This window comes from Enterobacter vonholyi, assembly GCF_040834095.1.
Taxonomy (GTDB): domain Bacteria; phylum Pseudomonadota; class Gammaproteobacteria; order Enterobacterales; family Enterobacteriaceae; genus Enterobacter; species Enterobacter vonholyi.
This window is the reverse complement of the sequence record NZ_CP162152.1, coordinates 1,077,850-1,094,425: the sequence shown is the minus strand read 5'-3', so window position 1 is coordinate 1,094,425 and position 16,576 is coordinate 1,077,850. Positions and strand designations below refer to the sequence as shown.

The following is a 16,576-nucleotide window of genomic DNA, read 5'->3' as shown; positions in this document are numbered from 1 at the left end:
GTTATGCAAAAATCGGTCTTAATTACAGGATGTTCCAGTGGAATCGGCCTGGAAAGCGCGCTCGAACTGAAGCGCCAGGGGTTTCGGGTTCTGGCGGCCTGTCGCAAACCTGACGACGTCGAACGCATGAACGGCCTGGGCTTTACCGGCGTGCTGCTGGATATGGACTCGCCGGAAAGCGTTGAACGCGCCGCCGATGAGGTGATCGCACTGACCGCTAATCGTCTGTACGGGCTGTTTAATAATGCCGGCTACGGCGTGTATGGCCCGCTGGACACCCTCTCCCGCGAAACGCTGGAGAAGCAGTTTTCGACCAACTTCTTCGGCGTGCATCAGCTCACCATGCGTCTGCTCCCCGCGATGCTGCCGCACGGTGAAGGGCGCATCGTGATGACGTCGTCGGTGATGGGACTGATTTCCACCCCGGGCCGCGGCGCCTACGCCGCCAGCAAATATGCGCTGGAGGCCTGGTCCGACGCCCTGCGCATGGAGTTACGCCACAGCGGCATTAAGGTCAGCCTGATTGAGCCCGGCCCGATCCGCACCCGCTTTACCGAAAACGTGAATCAGACCCAGGCGGATAAACCGGTCGAGAACCCCGGCATCGCCGCGCGTTTTACCCTCGGGCCAGAGGCGGTGGTAGCCAAAGTGCGCCATGCTTTTGAGAGTGAACATCCCAAAATGCGCTATCCGGTAACGCTGGTCACCCACGCCGTAGGCTGGTTAAAGCGCCTGCTGCCGGGCCGGATAATGGACAAAATTTTGCACGGTTGAGTTGAAGCGACGACGCTCATCCCCATGTAAAGAACAAACCGACAAAAGAGAAAGCCGCATGTCCGTACAGAATATCGTCAATATCACAGAAGCTAACCTGCAACAGACTCTTGAACAGTCGATGACCAAACCGGTCCTGTTCTACTTCTGGTCTGAACGCAGCCAACACTGCCTGCAGCTGACGCCGGTGCTGGAAAGCCTTGCCGCCCAGTACAACGGTCAGTTCATTCTCGCGAAGCTGGACTGCGACGCCGAGCCGATGGTCGCGTCTCAGTTTGGTCTGCGCGCCATTCCTACCGTCTATCTGTTCCAGAACGGCCAGCCTGTTGACGGTTTCCAGGGGCCGCAGCCGGAAGAGGCGATTCGCGCCCTGCTGGATAAAGTGCTGCCGCGCGAAGAAGAGCTGAAAGCGCAGGAAGGCATGGCGCTGATGCAGGAAGGCAAATACGACGAAGCGCTGCCGCTGCTCAAAGAGGCGTGGCAGCTGTCGAATCAGAACAGCCAGATTGGCCTGCTGCTGGCGGAAACGCAGATCGCCCTGCACCGCTCAGAAGACGCGGAAGCCGTACTCAAGACGGTTCCGCTCCAGGATCAGGACACCCGCTATCAGGGGCTAGTTGCACAAATTGAGCTGCTGAAGCAGGCGGCGGACACCCCTGAAATTCAGCAGCTGCAGCAGCAGGTTGCCGACAACCCGGCCGATGCCGCGCTGGCAAGCCAGCTGGCGCTGCAGCTGCATCAGGTGGGGCGTAACGAAGAAGCGCTTGAGCTGCTGTTCAGCCATCTGCAAAAAGATTTAGCCGCCGCGGACGGTCAGGCGCGCAAGATGTTCCAGGAGATCCTGGCCGCGCTGGGCACCGGAGACGCGCTGGCGTCGAAGTATCGTCGTCAGCTGTACGCGCTGCTGTACTGATAAAAAAAGCCCGGTGGCGGCTTCGCCTTACCGGGCCTGGAAAAGCCGATATTACCCCATCTTTTTCAACTGCGTCACCACCAGCTGGTGGCGCGCGTTGTAGAACTTCCGATAGGTCAGGTAGCAGGCAATGATGGTCGACAGGCTTGCCGTGGAAAGCAGCATAAACGTCACCATGATCTGATACTTAATCGCTTTTACCGGATCGATACCGGCAAAAATCAGCCCCGACATCATGCCCGGCAGGCTCACCAGCCCCACCGTTTTGGCGGAATCCACGGTCGGGATCAGCGATGAGCGAATGCTCTCGCGAATCAGCCGCGCCGAGGCCACTTTTGGCGTCGCCCCCAGGCTTAGTTTCTCCTGCAGCTGCTGCTGTTCGCTGCTGAAACGCTGGCCGAGATTGTTGTAACAGAGCCCAACGGCCACCATCGCGTTCCCCGCAATCATCCCCGAGATAGGGATAACCTGCATCGGCGTAAACTCAATCGAGCCGGAAAGTACCAGCACCGCCAGCGTGAGCGCCGTTCCGGTGGTAATCGCGATAAACGACGAAACAAACGCCTTATCGATGTATTTACTGCGCTTTTGCGCATTCCACGCCGCGTTAAAGCAGATAAAGAGCACCATCAGCAGCGTCAGCACCGCGTGGTTAACGTTGAAGATATACTTCAGCACATAGCCGACGATGATGAGCTGAACCACCGCGCGGCAGATACTCCACACGATATCTTTTTCCAGCCCCAGCTTTTCCCGGTAGCTAACCACAATCGCAATCAGCACCAGCACCATCGAAAAGGCCAGAGATTCGTTGGTAATATTATGTTCACCCACGGTTCGCCTCCTGCATTTTTCCGCCGTGCGGCTGGAGCGTAATCACGTCATCCGCATGGGTTATTTCGTTAGCGTCGTGCGTCACCCACAGCACGGCAATGTTCTGCTCCCGGGCGTAACGATGAATAATCTCGTTAACGTTGCGCTTGTTGACGTCATCGAGCGCGCTGGTGATTTCGTCCAGCAACAACACCTTCGGTAAAAACTGCAGGTTGCGGATCAGCGAGACCCGCTGCTTTTCGCCGCCCGACAGCGCGTTGATGGATTTGGTCAGCGTCTCCTGCGCCAGGCCAAAGCGGGCCAGATCGTTGATAAACTGTTCCGGCTCCGGCGTTTTATTGCGAATCTGCCACGGGAAAATCAGGTTGTCGTAAACCGTATCGCCAAAAAGCGCGGGCGTTTGCACGCAGTACGAGACCTGCTGGCGATAGCTTTCCGGGGAAAGCGACGCGATATCCTCGCCTTCAAACAGAATGGCTCCCTCCGTCGGGCTGAGGAGTGACGCCACAATTTTCAGCAACGTGCTTTTACCACAGCCTGAGGGACCCGTGATTAATTTAAACTCGCCCGGCGACAGGCTAAACCCGACGTGCTGCAGGATCGTGTTTTCCCCGACTCGAAACCCGACGTCCCTGAGATGCAAAAGGTTTTTTTTATCGTTCATTGCGCTTCCGTTAACCGCTTCGTGTAATAACCGCCTGTAGCATAATCCTTTCGCCCTCACAGCGCGAATAGCCTCACGCTGAAGCAAGTGTTAAACTTTTTGTTTATAAATTGTCATCACCATCACTACAGGAAGTATGCAGCATGGCACATATCTTTTATGAGTTTCCCTCCCTGAAGCCTGGTGTCCCTGATGTCGAAACATTAATGGAAGTCATCAAATCGTCGGAGCTCACGCGGTTTGTGATAGGTGCAGAGGTGGTGGACTTTGTTAAGAAGGCGCTCATCGTGAACACCACGATCGGCAGCTTCAAAAATTGCTATTTCGCCTTCGACAACGGAACACACTTCCTTGAATTTGATGGTAAAGGCAAATCAAAACGCTTCAATGAGGTGCCGGACTGGTTCGTCTCTCCGGCGGAATTTTCACGCACCCAGTGGCTTATCAACCACGATCTTGCGGATGTGAAAGCCACCCGGTTCATTGAGGTCCTGATGTCCTACCCGCTGAAAGCGCGCCGTGCGCACTGTAATTTGTTATTCGGGCTGGAGCTGGAAAAGGTGAATGCGGTTCCGGCCGCGGCGTCAGCGGCAGGCAAAATCGGCAATAAAAACGGAAAAACCACCAAGCCCCGCGTCACCGATCTGGGCTCGTTCGAGCTGTTCAGCCAGTTCTTTGCGCGCATGAAAACCGCCGTGCTGGCCGATGAGTTCCCTACCCTGCAGATCCTGACGGGCATGGATAACCTGGCAAAAGCGCCGCATAATTTAAAGCAGGGTATCAGAACCTGGTTTAAAGCCATCGCGGGCGACCTTCCACCGAATAACAAACGCGTTGAGGCGGGAAATGCCGTTCTGTTCTGCGCCCCCATTCGCGAACAGATCCAGCGTATCGAAGCGCTGGGGCTGGAGAATTACTACCAGGGATTATCGAAAGCCATTGCCGAAGCGGGTGATGGATTCATCTCTGACTTTACCTATACTTACGAGCAATAAACGCACACTTTCACTCGTCACAGCATGCAAAACAGGAGGTTTTTATGCTTATCGTTGTTCCTGTCCTTATTTTCGTTGCGCTGGTTATCGTGGGCGCAGGCGTCAAAATTGTCCCTCAGGGCTATCAGTGGACCGTCGAGCGTTTCGGTCGCTACACCAATACCCTCCAGCCAGGCTTAAGCCTGATTGTTCCGTTCATGGACAGAATTGGTCGCAAGATCAACATGATGGAGCAGGTTCTGGATATTCCGTCCCAGGAAGTGATCTCCAAGGATAACGCCAACGTCACCATCGACGCCGTCTGCTTTATTCAGGTGATTGACGCGCCGAAGGCGGCCTATGAAGTCAGCAACCTGGAGCTGGCGATCGTCAACCTGACGATGACCAACATCCGTACCGTGCTCGGCTCGATGGAGCTGGACGAGATGCTTTCCCAGCGCGACAGCATTAACACCCGCCTGCTGCACATTGTCGATGAGGCCACCAACCCGTGGGGGATCAAAGTCACCCGCATCGAGATCCGCGACGTGCGCCCACCGGCGGAGCTGATCGCCTCCATGAACGCCCAGATGAAGGCCGAGCGAACCAAGCGCGCCTACATTCTGGAAGCCGAAGGGGTACGCCAGGCGGAGATCCTCAAAGCGGAAGGGGAAAAACAGTCGCAGATCCTGAAAGCAGAAGGCGACCGTCAGTCCGCGTTTTTACAGGCGGAAGCGCGTGAACGTTCAGCCGAAGCGGAAGCTCGCGCCACCCAGATGGTGTCCGAGGCGATTGCCGCCGGTGATATCCAGGCCGTGAACTACTTTGTGGCGCAAAAATATACCGACGCGCTGAAAGAGATCGGCTCCGCGAACAACAGCAAAGTGGTGATGATGCCGCTGGACGCCAGCAGCCTGATGGGCTCTATCGCGGGCATAGCCGAACTGATCAAGGACAGCGGAAACGAGCGTAAAAAATGATTGAGCTGATTGTTGCACATCCTCACGCCTTCTGGCTAAGCCTCGGCGGCTTATTGCTGGCGGCGGAGATGCTGGGCGGCAACGGCTACCTGCTCTGGAGCGGTGTTGCCGCCGTCATTACGGGTCTTCTGGTCTGGATCCTTCCCCTGGACTGGGCGTGGCAGGGCGCGCTGTTCGCCGCGCTGACGCTGGTGGCCGCCTGGCTGTGGTGGCGCTGGCTTAACCGGCGGGTCAAAGAGCAGAAACCGGTCGACGCCCACCTTAACCAGCGCGGACAGCAGATTGTCGGCAAGCGTTTTACGCTCGACACCGCGCTGGTGAACGGACGCGGGCACATGCGGGTGGGCGACAGCTCGTGGCCGGTGGTGGCCGACGATGACCTCAGCGCCGGCACGCGGGTGGAGGTCATTGCCGTGGAAGGCATTACCCTGCGGGTGAAAGCCTGCTAAGCGTGGGTTTTACGGTGGCAGCAGCCGGCAAGATTATCGATAATCGGGCAGTCGGCGCTGTCATCCCCCGGACAGGAGTCCGCGAGCTGCAGCAGCTGTTCGCGCATCGCCTGCAGCTCGACGATGTGGCGTTCAATTTCGGCCACTTTTTCCAGCGTGCGTTTTTTCACGTCGGCGCTGTGACGCTTCGGATCGTTGAACAGGTTAACCAGCTCGCCGCATTCTTCCAGATTAAACCCAACCTGTCTTGCCTGGCGAAGCAGCGTCAGCTCATCCAGATGCAGCTGCGTGTAGCTGCGGTAGCCGTTTTCACTGCGCAGCGGCGGCGTGACCAGCCCCTTCTCTTCATAAAAGCGGATCGCTTTGCTGGTTAAGCCGGTTTTTTTTGCCACGTCACTGATATTCACATTTCCCCCTTGACCTTCCCCTTGATGGAAGGTTTAACCTTCATAACAGTTAGCGAAAAGCGTTACTCCGGTCAACAACTGACCAATATATTATACGGGAGTTTTGTTATGTCTCACACTATAGACCTGACGCTGGACGGCCTCTCCTGCGGCCACTGCGTCAAACGCGTTAAAGAAAGCCTGGAACAGCGCCCTGATGTGGAAAGCGCTGACGTGACTATCGATCATGCCGCCGTCACCGGCAGCGCCAGCGTGGATGCGCTGATCGATACCATCAAGCAGGCCGGTTACGGGGCGGAGTTAAGCCACCCAAAGGCTAAACCGCTGGCAGAGTCATCATCCCCGTCGGAAGCACTGACAGCGGCCACTCCTGAGCTTCCGGCAGCGGATGATATTGATGACAGCCAACAGCTGCTGATCAACGGCATGAGCTGCGCCAGCTGCGTCTCCCGGGTACAAAACGCCCTGCAGGCGGTACCGGGCGTCGCCCAGGCACGGGTCAATCTTGCGGAGCGTACTGCGCTGGTGATAGGCAGTGCCTCCGCCGCAGAATTAGTGCAGGCCGTTGAGAAAGCGGGCTACGGCGCGGAGGCCATCGAAGACGATGCCGAGCGTCGCGAGCGCCAGCAGGAAACGGCTATCGCCACCATGAAGCGCTTCCGCTGGCAGGCCATCGTCGCCCTGCTGGTGGGTATTCCGGTGATGGTGTGGGGCATGATGGGTGACAATATGATGGTCACCGCTGACAACCGCACCCTGTGGCTGGCGATCGGTCTGATCACCCTGGCGGTGATGGTATTCGCGGGCGGTCATTTCTATACCAGCGCCTGGAAGAGCCTGAAAAACCACACCGCGACGATGGATACGCTGGTTGCGCTCGGTACCGGCGCGGCGTGGCTCTATTCGATGAGCGTGAACGTCTGGCCACAGTGGTTCCCGATGGAAGCGCGGCATCTCTATTATGAAGCGAGCGCAATGATTATCGGCCTGATCAACTTAGGCCATATGCTGGAAGCCCGCGCCCGCCAGCGCTCATCGAAAGCGCTGGAAAGATTGCTTGATTTAACCCCGCCGACGGCTCGCGTGGTCACGGACGAGGGGGAAAAGAGCGTTCCATTGGCTGAGGTTCAGCCCGGCATGACGCTGCGTCTGACCACGGGGGACCGCGTTCCCGTTGACGGTAAGATAACCCAGGGCGAAGCCTGGCTGGATGAAGCGATGCTGACCGGGGAGCCTATTCCCCAGCAGAAATCCGATGGCGACGCCGTGCATGCCGGTACGGTCGTGCAGGACGGCAGCGTGCTGTTCACCGCCAGTGCCGTCGGCAGCCACACCACGCTGTCGCGTATTATCCGCATGGTGCGCCAGGCGCAAAGCAGCAAGCCGGAGATTGGCCAGCTTGCTGACAAAATCTCTGCCATTTTTGTGCCGGTGGTGGTCGGTATTGCCCTGCTGAGCGCGGCGATCTGGTATGTTTTCGGCCCGGCGCCGCAGATTGTGTATACCCTGGTAATCGCCACCACGGTGCTGATCATCGCCTGTCCTTGCGCCCTGGGCCTCGCGACGCCGATGTCGATTATCTCCGGCGTAGGCCGCGCGGCCGAATTTGGCGTACTGGTGCGGGACGCGGACGCGCTGCAGCGGGCCAGCACCCTGGACACGCTGGTGTTTGATAAAACCGGCACGCTGACCGAAGGTAAACCACAGGTGGTCGCCGTTACGACCGCTGGCATTACCGAAGAAGAGGCGCTTCGGCTTGCCGCCGCGCTGGAGCAAGGCTCAAGCCATCCGCTGGCGCGCGCCATTCTCGATAAAGCCAATGCGTCTGCCCTGCCGCAGGTGAGCAATTTCCGCACCCTGCGCGGGCTCGGCGTGAGCGGTGAAGCAGAAGGCCACGCGCTGCTGCTGGGCAACCAGGCATTGCTCAATGAAAACGGTGTTGATACCGCCGCGCTGGAAAACGAGCTGAAGGAGCAGGCGTCACAGGGCGCCACCCCGGTTCTGCTGGCGGTGGATGGCAAAGCCGCCGCGCTGCTGGCCGTGCGCGATCCGCTTCGCCAGGACAGCGTGGATGCCTTACAGCGCCTGCACCGTGCGGGCTACCGTCTGGTGATGCTGACCGGGGATAACCCGACCACCGCCAACGCCATCGCGAAAGAGGCAGGAATTGATGAGGTCATTGCAGGCGTACTGCCGGACGGCAAAGCGGACGCCATCAAGAAACTGCAAAGCCAGGGTCGTGAGGTGGCGATGGTCGGCGACGGCATCAACGATGCCCCGGCGCTGGCCCAGGCGGACGTGGGGATCGCAATGGGCGGCGGGAGCGATGTCGCCATCGAAACCGCTGCCATCACGCTGATGCGCCACAGCCTGATCGGCGTTGCCGACGCGCTGGCCATTTCAAAAGCCACGCTGCGCAACATGAAGCAGAATCTGCTGGGGGCGTTTATCTACAACTCGCTCGGCATCCCGATTGCTGCCGGCATTTTGTGGCCGCTGACCGGTACGCTGCTTAACCCGGTGGTCGCGGGTGCGGCGATGGCGCTCTCCTCCATTACCGTGGTAAGTAACGCCAACCGCCTGCTGCGCTTTAAACCGAAGGATTGAACCTTGTACCCGTACGCGCTAGCATGAACTTTTCCGTTCATGGAGCGCGTATGGGTCTGTTTCATCGTATAAAAACATCGTTTCGCGCCCTCTTTCCTCGCCGTTATGCCTGGCCCGGTCTGGATATCTCGCTTCCCGGCGGGCAGCACCTGCACCTGGTCGGCAGCATCCATATGGGCACGCAGGATATGTCTCCCCTGCCTCCGGGCCTGATAAAACTGCTTAAACACGCCGACGCGCTGGTCGTTGAGGCGGACATTTCGGGTCAGGAGTCACCGTTTGCCGGGCTCGAAAGCGATCTCACTCTGGCGGAACGCCTGGATGAAACCCAGCTTGCGGAACTGACGCGCGTCGCCGATGAGACGGGCGTCTCGCTCTCCATGATAGACACCCTGCCGCTGTGGCAAATCGCGATGGTATTGCAGGCTACGCAGGCGCAGCGTCTGGGCCTGCGCGGTGATTACGGTATTGATTACCAGCTGCTGAACGCGGCAAGGGCGCGCAGCCTGCCCATCATCGAGCTGGAAGGAACGGACAGCCAGATTGCGCTCCTGCGACAGCTTCCCGACGACGGTCTGATGCTGCTGGATGATACACTGACCCACTGGCACACCAACGCGCGCCTGCTGCAAACGATGATTGGCTGGTGGCTGGATGCGCCGCCCGCGGACGGCAGGCTGGCGTTACCATCAACGTTCAGCGAATCGCTGTATGATGTGCTGATGAATGCGCGTAACAAAGCCTGGCGAGAGACGCTGCATACCTTACCTGCGGGGCGTTACGTGGTGGCGGTCGGGGCATTACATTTGTACGGAGAAGGGAATTTGCCGTCGTTGCTGAAATAAAAAAATGGCCAATATTTCTATTGGCCCGTCAAAGAGGAATTTCATCGTTTTTATTATGCCGAAGGAGACCTTCGGTTGAGCCGATTGTCGCTCAAAGTGACCATCACTGCCAATACTATTGCGCAAGATGGTGCTATTTTTTAGACAAACGTCAGGCGTATGCTGGCTGCATGAATTGTCTGTCGTAAGAAGGATAGCTATGACTCCCGCCGTTAAATTACTCGAAAAAAACAACATTTCTTTCCGGATCCACACCTACGATCACGATCCGAATGAAACCAACTTTGGTGATGAAGTGGTGCGCAAGCTGGGGCTGAACGCTGACCAGGTTTATAAAACGCTGCTGGTGGCGGTGAACGGCGATATGAAGCACCTCGCCGTGGCGGTGACGCCCGTGGCAGGACAGCTGGATCTGAAGAAGGTCGCCAAAGCGCTGGGGGCGAAGAAGGTGGATATGGCGGATCCCATGGTGGCGCAACGCACCACGGGCTACCTGGTGGGCGGGATCAGTCCGCTCGGACAGAAAAAACGCCTGCCGACGCTGATCGATGCTCCTTCACAGGAATTTGACACCATCTTTATCTCCGGTGGCAAACGCGGGCTGGACATTGAGCTGGCGGCGGGCGATCTGGCAAAAATGCTGGACGCGAAGTTTGCGGATATTGCCCGCCGGGATTGAGTAAATTGCCCGGTGGCGCTGCGCTTACCGGGCCTACGATTCGAATGCAGGCCGGGTAAGGCGAAGCCGCCACCCGGCACAAAACCCCCGCACTACTGCCAGCTCACCTCACCTTTCGGCTCATACGCATTCACGTCAATCGGCGAATTCTGCTCGATATACTGCTTCAGCACTTCCGCATCGATAAAGCCGGTATTCACGTATCCCGGCTTATTATCAATATGCGGATAGCCGTCGCCGCCGGTGGCGTTAAAGCTTAACGTCGCCAGACGGTAGGTTTTCGCCGGGTCAACCGGTTCGCCTTTGATCTTGAGATCGTTAAGCTTGCCGTCTTTCGCTACGAAGCTCACGTTGGCAAACTGTGGATAGGCCCCGGAATCCGGCTTCATCTGCGCCACGGCGGTCAGGTACTCAACAACCTCTTTCCCGCTCATGTCAGCATAAACCACCACGTTGCCGAACGGCTGCACCTTCAGAACGTCTTTATAGGTGATGTTTCCACCTTCGATGGAATCTCGAATACCGCCGCCGCTCATCACCCCAAAATCAGCCCCGGTGCGCGCCATTTGCGCCGCCAGCACCAGGTGACCCATGTTGGTCTGCACGAAGCGAACTTTACTGCGGTCCCCCTCCAGACGCCCGTTCAGCGTGCCGATTTTCACGTCCAGCTGCGCCTTGCCTTTGTTCTGGAACGGCGTCAGCAGGGAGAGCATCTGCTGGTTTTCAGCGATTTCTGGCGTGTAAAGTACGCGCTCGCTTTTCCCGTCAGGGTAAGTGACCTTCTTCTTCAGGTTGACCGGGATAAGCTGATAATGAACCAGCTTCATCTCGCCGTTACGGAACTCAAAGTCCGCCCTGCCCACGTATTTGCCCCACTCGTGCGCCTGCACAATCCAGATACCGTTCTGACGGTCTGGCGCACAAGGCGTGCCCGGGACATAGTCCACCTGCTTTTTGTTCTCGGATGCCATACATACCGGATCCTGTGAGTGACCACCCACAATCATCGCCAGCGAGCCCGCAGGCAGGCTGCGCGCCATCTCTACGTCGCCCGGCGCATTGGAGCCATGCTCGCCGTTGTCATAGTGCCCCATGTGCGTGGTGGCGATAATCACGTCCGGCTTTTCGTTTTGCTGCAGCTCCTGAATCACCAGCTTCGCTTCGTCTGCCGGTTTACGGAATTCGATATCGGTAAAGAACTCAGGATTGCCAATTTTCGCCGTGTCGTCGGTGGTTAAGCCGATGACCGCGATCTTCAGATCCTGACGCTTAAACAGCGCCCACGGCTTAAACAGGCGCTCGCCGGTGCTTTTCTGGTAAATATTAGCGGAGAGGAACGGGAATTTGGCCCATTTCTCCTGCTGACGCAGCACGCTGAGCGGATTATCAAACTCATGGTTACCGACGGCCATCGCGTCGTAGCCAATCAGATTCATGCCGCGAAAGTCGGGCTCGGCGTCCTGCAGGTCGGATTCCGGCACGCCGGTATTGATATCGCCGCCTGAGAGCAACAGCACGCTGCCCCCCTGGGCCGCCACCTCTTTACGTATTCCATCCACCAGCGTTTTTTGTGCCGACAGGCCATATTCGCCGTATTCACTGCGCCAGAAATGGCCGTGGTGGTCGTTGGTATGCAGAATGGTGATTTTATAGGTTTTGTCTTTTTCATACGCCTGCGCGGGCAGGCTTACCAGCCCCCACGCCGCGATGAGCGCCAGCGCGACGCCCCGCTTCATTAACTTCATCTTCTCTCTCCCTGACCAATAGACAAAGGCAGAAATTACAGTGACTAATAAGAATAGACAAATAAGTTTTCAGAATTGCGACTTTCTTCAAATGTCCCGGGCGGGTATGTTAGTCGGATAATAATTACACCCTGCACCTCTAATAACTAAAGACGTGGTACTTCTCTCTATGGCAATCAGTGAATCAACTCAGCCCGTTCCGGGCGCGCCGGCGTCGCGCACCTCCTTTAAAGTCTTAGGCGCAATCAGTCTCTCGCACCTGCTCAACGATATGATCCAGTCGTTGATTCTGGCAATTTACCCGCTGCTGCAGTCCGAATTTTCGTTAACCTTCGTGCAGATCGGGATGATCACCCTGACCTTCCAGCTGGCTTCCTCGCTGCTGCAGCCGGTGGTGGGCTACTGGACGGATAAATACCCGATGCCGTGGTCGCTGCCGGTTGGCATGTGCTTTACCTTAAGCGGGCTGGTGCTGCTGGCCATGGCCGGGAGTTTTGAAGCCGTGCTGATTGCCGCCGCGCTGGTAGGCACCGGCTCGTCCGTGTTCCATCCGGAGTCTTCCCGCGTGGCGCGCATGGCGTCCGGCGGTCGTCATGGCCTGGCGCAGTCACTTTTCCAGGTGGGCGGTAATTTTGGTAGCTCTCTCGGCCCGCTGCTGGCCGCGGTGATTATTGCCCCGTACGGTAAAGGCAACGTGGCGTGGTTTGTGCTGGCCGCGCTGCTGGCGATTATCGTGCTGGCACAGATTAGCCGCTGGTATGCCGCTCAGCATCGCGTGAATAAAGGAAAACCTAAAGCGAAGGTTATCAATCCCCTGCCGCGCAATAAGGTTATCCTGGCGGTTTCCGTCCTGCTGGTGCTGATTTTCTCGAAATACTTCTATATGGCGAGCATCAGCAGCTATTACACCTTTTATCTGATGCAAAAATTCGGATTATCGGTACAAAACGCGCAGATCCACCTCTTTGCCTTCCTGTTTGCCGTCGCGGCCGGTACGGTCATTGGCGGGCCCGTGGGTGATAAGATCGGGCGGAAATATGTCATTTGGGGCTCTATCCTCGGCGTGGCGCCCTTTACCCTCATTTTGCCGTACGCCAGTCTTGAATGGACGGGCATTTTAACCGTGATTATTGGTTTTATCCTCGCCTCCGCGTTTTCCGCCATTCTGGTCTATGCCCAGGAGCTGCTGCCCGGACGTATCGGTATGGTTTCCGGACTGTTTTTCGGTTTCGCTTTCGGCATGGGGGGGCTTGGGGCAGCGGTTTTAGGGATGATTGCGGATCATACCAGCATCTTCCTGGTTTATAAAATCTGCGCTTTCCTGCCACTTCTTGGGATGTTGACCATATTCCTGCCTGATAACCGCCACAAAGCGTAAATTACGGGCAGCCAAAGTTTGACTTTGGCTGCCTGACACCCTGATGCCATAAGGGTTTCTTCTTTCTCCACTCGCTGAATTTATCAAAATGCGCTTTTTTACGTGCATATTGCTGTTTTATTCAAACTTCAACAATTATTCATAAACATAAGGGTAAAAATTGTCATAAACTATTACTCGGTTTTTTGGTTTTTCACCAAAAAGGAACACCCACAACGAAAGGAGACGGAATGCACCACGCCACACCGCTTATCACCACCATTGTTGGTGGACTTGTGCTCGCTTTTATCCTCGGCATGATTGCCAATAAACTGCGTATTTCTCCTCTTGTCGGTTATCTGCTGGCAGGTGTGCTGGCGGGACCGTTTACCCCAGGTTTTGTTGCGGATACCAAACTGGCCCCTGAGCTGGCGGAATTGGGCGTGATTCTGCTGATGTTTGGCGTCGGTCTGCATTTTTCCCTGAAGGATTTGATGGCGGTAAAGTCGATTGCCATACCGGGAGCGATCGCCCAGATAGGGGTGGCGACGCTGCTTGGGATGGCGCTTTCGGCCGTGCTGGGCTGGTCGTTAATGACCGGTATCGTATTTGGGCTGTGTCTCTCAACCGCCAGTACCGTGGTGCTGCTGCGCGCGCTTGAGGAGAGACAGCTGATTGACAGCCAGCGCGGGCAGATCGCGATTGGCTGGCTGATTGTTGAAGATCTGGTCATGGTCCTGACGCTGGTGCTGCTGCCCGCCGTCGCCGGAATGATGGAAAAAGACAACGTCGGCTTCGCCTCGCTGGCGCTGGATATGAGCATCACCATCGGTAAAGTGGTGGCGTTTATCGCCATCATGATGCTGGTGGGCCGCCGTCTGGTACCGTGGATCATGTCCCGCAGCGCGGCAACCGGCTCCCGCGAGCTGTTCACCCTCTCCGTGCTGGCGCTGGCGCTGGGTATCGCCTTTGGTGCCGTTGAGCTGTTTGATGTCTCCTTTGCCCTGGGTGCGTTCTTCGCCGGGATGGTGTTAAACGAGTCAGAGCTGAGCCACCGTGCGGCGCACGACACGCTGCCGCTGCGCGATGCGTTTGCCGTGCTGTTCTTCGTCTCCGTCGGGATGCTGTTCGATCCGCTGGTGCTGATCCAGCAGCCGCTGGCCGTGCTGGGCACGCTGGCGATCATTATTTTTGGTAAGTCGCTTGCCGCCTTCTTCCTGGTGCGGATGTTTGGCCACTCCCCGCGCACGGCGCTGACCATTGCCGCCAGCCTGGCGCAGATCGGTGAGTTCGCCTTTATTCTGGCCGGTCTGGGCATGGCCCTGAACCTGCTGCCGCAGGCGGGACAAAACCTGGTGCTGGCGGGGGCGATCCTGTCGATTATGCTGAACCCGGTGCTGTTTGCCCTGCTGGAAAAATACCTCGATAAAACCGAAACGCTGGAAGAGCAGACGCTTGAAGAAGCCATTGAAGAAGAGAAGCAGATCCCGGTTGATATTTGCAATCATGCCCTGCTGGTCGGCTTTGGCCGCGTGGGCAGCCTGCTCGGCGAGAAGCTGATGGCGCAGGGCATTCCGCTGGTGGTGATTGAAACCTCACGCACCCGCGTCGACGAGCTGCGCGAGCGCGGTATTCGCGCGGTGCTGGGCAACGCGGCGAACGAAGAGATCATGAATCTGGCGCATCTGGACTGCGCCCGCTGGCTGCTGCTGACCATACCCAACGGCTATGAAGCGGGTGAGATTGTGGCCTCCGCGCGCGCGAAGTGCCCAACGATTGAGATTATCGCCCGGGCGCACTATGACGACGAGGTGGAGTACATTACCGAGCGCGGTGCAGATAAAGTGGTGATGGGCGAGCGCGAGATTGCTAACACCATGCTGACGCTGCTGGAGAAACCACCGGTTGAAGAGGCGGTGACGGGGTAGGTTTGGTGCGGCCAGATTCCCTCTCCCTGGCCCTCTCCCACAGGGAGAGGGAATAAACACTAAAAACGGCAACCTGGGTTGCCGTTTTGATTTTACCTGTCCCAATACGCCTCTTCGAGGCTGTCTTCCCGTTCAGGCAGGCCACGCGTTAAGCGCGGTGAGTGCTGGTTCAGCACCTGATAGCTTACGCGGTTGGCGTACTTGCACACCTGCGCCAGCGACGAATAGGTCAGCCAGCTGAACTTATGCTTGCTGGAATTCGGCACGTTGGTTTTGTGGTAGGCATTGGCGGTAATGTCGTGCAGCAGCGCGGCCAGCGCACCGTCGCCCGCGCCGTTGGTGTTCATGATCTTCTCCGGTCCGCCCATGTAAGGGGCGATGTGCGAGTAGATGCGCAGCGGGTTAATGCAATCTTTATAACGCATGCCGCGGCTGAACTCGTACTGGTTAAACTCGGCAATCGCGCCGGGCAGCAGCGGGTGCTGGGTTTTGCGTTTGCTCTCTTCTTCCGTGAAGCCTGCCATATACAGCCCAACCGGGCCCGCGGTGCAGAGCACCAGATCCACCCAGTCCAGCGCTTTGTCAGACGCCAGCAGCGGATCGCTTTCGCCGGTCAGCGCTTCGGCCTCTTCTTCGTTCATCGCCAGAATCGAGACGTGCTCTTTCAGGAACGCCTGCCACCATTCAGGATTATCGGCGATAACGAATTTAGTACCCAGCGTCAGAACGACCGGCACGTCGTACTTCTTCGCGTACTCAATCGCCTTCATGGTCGCTTCCGGCATCGGCTCGCCCGGCTTACAGCGCACCAGATAGGAAGTCAGCACCAGCGCCGAGGCACCCGCAATCACCTCTTCCGGAATACTCTCGGCGCGCAGCTTGTTCATATGACCCGGGCTGATGGCAAAGGTGCGCTCGCCGGATTCACCGATCAGGGTAAAGCAGCGGCCAATCGGGCCGTCGACGCCCTGCAGGTAGTTCAAATCGGTGCGGCTGGAGGTGTTGCAGAGATAGCGGTAGGCATAGCCGCCGATTTCAATGTTGCTGCACATCACGCCGAGCAGCACCGAGCGGTCGTCGGCCAGCACGGAGTAGTTGTGCATGGTATTGCCGATGGTACCGCCGGCGAACTGGTGGGTAATCAGGTTTTCGCGCACCAGCTCCTGATACAAGGCTTCGGCAACGTCGTCTTCAATGACCAGCGAGTGGCCGGCACTCAGACCGTAACGGGCGACAAACGCATCATCCACTTTCGCTTCAATGTCCACCAGCGTCTGGTCGATACCGACGACCCAGGCCGCGCTGGTTTCATTTTCTGGCTGGATTTGCTGCAGGAGCGGATCGCGGGCATCGACGGGGAAGTAGTGTTTGGATTTGCGTTTACCGGGAAATTTCATGGTCTGAACTGTACGAAGAATAT

General features: G+C 57.4%; 15 protein-coding genes. 10 read left to right on the top strand and 5 right to left on the bottom strand.

Translation table 11 applies throughout. The annotated features are described in order from the left end of the window. The first annotated feature begins 3 nt into the window (after positions 1–3). Together AB3N39_RS05125 and AB3N39_RS05120 are read left to right on the top strand one after the other, a co-directional pair. Positions 4–774: an SDR family oxidoreductase gene (locus AB3N39_RS05125; protein ID WP_136195300.1), complete on the top strand. Its 771-nt coding sequence runs from the start codon at positions 4–6 to the stop codon at positions 772–774. 58 nt (positions 775–832) lie between these two features. After that, on the top strand, positions 833–1,687 hold the full coding sequence (locus AB3N39_RS05120; protein ID WP_023310624.1) for a co-chaperone YbbN: 855 nt from the start codon (positions 833–835) through the stop codon (positions 1,685–1,687). Between the two features lie 51 nt (positions 1,688–1,738). On the opposite strand, the gene fetB is transcribed toward AB3N39_RS05120, so the two are convergent. After that, on the bottom strand, positions 1,739–2,521 hold the full coding sequence (fetB, locus tag AB3N39_RS05115; protein ID WP_111963376.1) for an iron export ABC transporter permease subunit FetB: 783 nt from the start codon (positions 2,519–2,521) through the stop codon (positions 1,739–1,741). Then, positions 2,514–3,185, bottom strand: coding sequence for an iron ABC transporter ATP-binding protein FetA (gene fetA / locus AB3N39_RS05110; protein WP_252092608.1), 672 nt, complete (start codon positions 3,183–3,185; stop codon positions 2,514–2,516). The genes fetB and fetA overlap by 8 nt, the downstream gene beginning before the upstream one ends. Positions 3,186–3,328: 143 nt before the next feature. Here fetA and AB3N39_RS05105 point away from each other — a divergent pair, with 143 nt between their 5' ends. Genes AB3N39_RS05105 through AB3N39_RS05095 form a run of 3 tightly spaced genes read left to right on the top strand, consistent with a single transcriptional unit; the run spans position 3,329 to position 5,588 of the window. Beyond that, positions 3,329–4,180, top strand: coding sequence for a hypothetical protein (locus tag AB3N39_RS05105; protein WP_252092607.1), 852 nt, complete (start codon positions 3,329–3,331; stop codon positions 4,178–4,180). A gap of 44 nt (positions 4,181–4,224) precedes the next feature. Further along, on the top strand, positions 4,225–5,139 hold the full coding sequence (locus AB3N39_RS05100) for an SPFH domain-containing protein (RefSeq protein ID WP_008499312.1): 915 nt from the start codon (positions 4,225–4,227) through the stop codon (positions 5,137–5,139). Next, positions 5,136–5,588: an NfeD family protein gene (locus AB3N39_RS05095; protein WP_032656590.1), complete on the top strand. Its 453-nt coding sequence runs from the start codon at positions 5,136–5,138 to the stop codon at positions 5,586–5,588. The genes AB3N39_RS05100 and AB3N39_RS05095 overlap by 4 nt, the downstream gene beginning before the upstream one ends. Here the strand turns inward: AB3N39_RS05095 and cueR are convergent. Beyond that, on the bottom strand, positions 5,585–5,995 hold the full coding sequence (gene cueR / locus AB3N39_RS05090; protein ID WP_021241620.1) for a Cu(I)-responsive transcriptional regulator: 411 nt from the start codon (positions 5,993–5,995) through the stop codon (positions 5,585–5,587). The two genes, AB3N39_RS05095 and cueR, sit on opposite strands and share 4 nt — an antisense overlap. A gap of 108 nt (positions 5,996–6,103) precedes the next feature. On the opposite strand from cueR, the gene copA reads away from it, so the two are divergent. From copA to ybaK, 3 genes are all read left to right on the top strand, one after another. Beyond that, complete coding sequence (gene copA, locus AB3N39_RS05085; RefSeq protein ID WP_367897106.1) at positions 6,104–8,602, top strand: copper-exporting P-type ATPase CopA; 2,499 nt, start codon at positions 6,104–6,106, stop codon at positions 8,600–8,602. 50 nt (positions 8,603–8,652) lie between these two features. Beyond that, complete coding sequence (locus AB3N39_RS05080; protein WP_325813174.1) at positions 8,653–9,447, top strand: TraB/GumN family protein; 795 nt, start codon at positions 8,653–8,655, stop codon at positions 9,445–9,447. A 199-nt stretch (positions 9,448–9,646) separates the two neighbouring features. Then, a complete protein-coding gene (ybaK, locus tag AB3N39_RS05075) occupies positions 9,647–10,126 on the top strand; it encodes a Cys-tRNA(Pro)/Cys-tRNA(Cys) deacylase YbaK (RefSeq protein ID WP_023343509.1) in 480 nt (159 codons plus the stop codon). A gap of 92 nt (positions 10,127–10,218) precedes the next feature. Here the strand turns inward: ybaK and ushA are convergent, their stop codons facing one another. Next, positions 10,219–11,871 carry a bifunctional UDP-sugar hydrolase/5'-nucleotidase UshA gene (gene ushA / locus AB3N39_RS05070; protein ID WP_143344776.1) on the bottom strand — a complete coding sequence of 551 codons (1,653 nt, stop codon included), beginning with the start codon at positions 11,869–11,871 and terminating at the stop codon, positions 10,219–10,221. Positions 11,872–12,040: 169 nt separating this feature from the next. Between ushA and AB3N39_RS05065 the strand changes: the two genes are divergently transcribed. Beyond that, the gene (locus AB3N39_RS05065) at positions 12,041–13,249 is read left to right on the top strand and encodes an MFS transporter (protein ID WP_143344775.1); all 1,209 of its coding nucleotides are present in this window, start codon (positions 12,041–12,043) and stop codon (positions 13,247–13,249) included. A 230-nt stretch (positions 13,250–13,479) separates the two neighbouring features. Then, complete coding sequence (gene ybaL, locus AB3N39_RS05060) at positions 13,480–15,156, top strand: YbaL family putative K(+) efflux transporter (protein ID WP_045909744.1); 1,677 nt, start codon at positions 13,480–13,482, stop codon at positions 15,154–15,156. Positions 15,157–15,248: 92 nt separating this feature from the next. Here ybaL and AB3N39_RS05055 read toward each other — a convergent pair whose 3' ends face one another. Next, the gene (locus AB3N39_RS05055) at positions 15,249–16,553 is read right to left on the bottom strand and encodes an inosine/guanosine kinase (protein WP_045909745.1); all 1,305 of its coding nucleotides are present in this window, start codon (positions 16,551–16,553) and stop codon (positions 15,249–15,251) included. Positions 16,554–16,576: the final 23 nt, after the last annotated feature.

Bases quoted from the DNA above. Each gene is read 5' to 3' on its own strand.
- AB3N39_RS05105 (WP_252092607.1), top strand. From the start codon at position 3,329: ATGGCACATATCTTTTATGAGTTTCCCTCCCTGAAGCCTGGTGTCCCT.
- ushA (WP_143344776.1), bottom strand. From the start codon at position 11,871: ATGAAGTTAATGAAGCGGGGCGTCGCGCTGGCGCTCATCGCGGCGTGG.
- AB3N39_RS05095 (WP_032656590.1), top strand. From the start codon at position 5,136: ATGATTGAGCTGATTGTTGCACATCCTCACGCCTTCTGGCTAAGCCTC.
- AB3N39_RS05100 (WP_008499312.1), top strand. From the start codon at position 4,225: ATGCTTATCGTTGTTCCTGTCCTTATTTTCGTTGCGCTGGTTATCGTG.
- ybaL (WP_045909744.1), top strand. From the start codon at position 13,480: ATGCACCACGCCACACCGCTTATCACCACCATTGTTGGTGGACTTGTG.
- AB3N39_RS05080 (WP_325813174.1), top strand. From the start codon at position 8,653: ATGGGTCTGTTTCATCGTATAAAAACATCGTTTCGCGCCCTCTTTCCT.
- AB3N39_RS05125 (WP_136195300.1), top strand. From the start codon at position 4: ATGCAAAAATCGGTCTTAATTACAGGATGTTCCAGTGGAATCGGCCTG.
- ybaK (WP_023343509.1), top strand. From the start codon at position 9,647: ATGACTCCCGCCGTTAAATTACTCGAAAAAAACAACATTTCTTTCCGG.
- AB3N39_RS05065 (WP_143344775.1), top strand. From the start codon at position 12,041: ATGGCAATCAGTGAATCAACTCAGCCCGTTCCGGGCGCGCCGGCGTCG.
- fetA (WP_252092608.1), bottom strand. From the start codon at position 3,185: ATGAACGATAAAAAAAACCTTTTGCATCTCAGGGACGTCGGGTTTCGA.
- AB3N39_RS05055 (WP_045909745.1), bottom strand. From the start codon at position 16,553: ATGAAATTTCCCGGTAAACGCAAATCCAAACACTACTTCCCCGTCGAT.
- AB3N39_RS05120 (WP_023310624.1), top strand. From the start codon at position 833: ATGTCCGTACAGAATATCGTCAATATCACAGAAGCTAACCTGCAACAG.
- copA (WP_367897106.1), top strand. From the start codon at position 6,104: ATGTCTCACACTATAGACCTGACGCTGGACGGCCTCTCCTGCGGCCAC.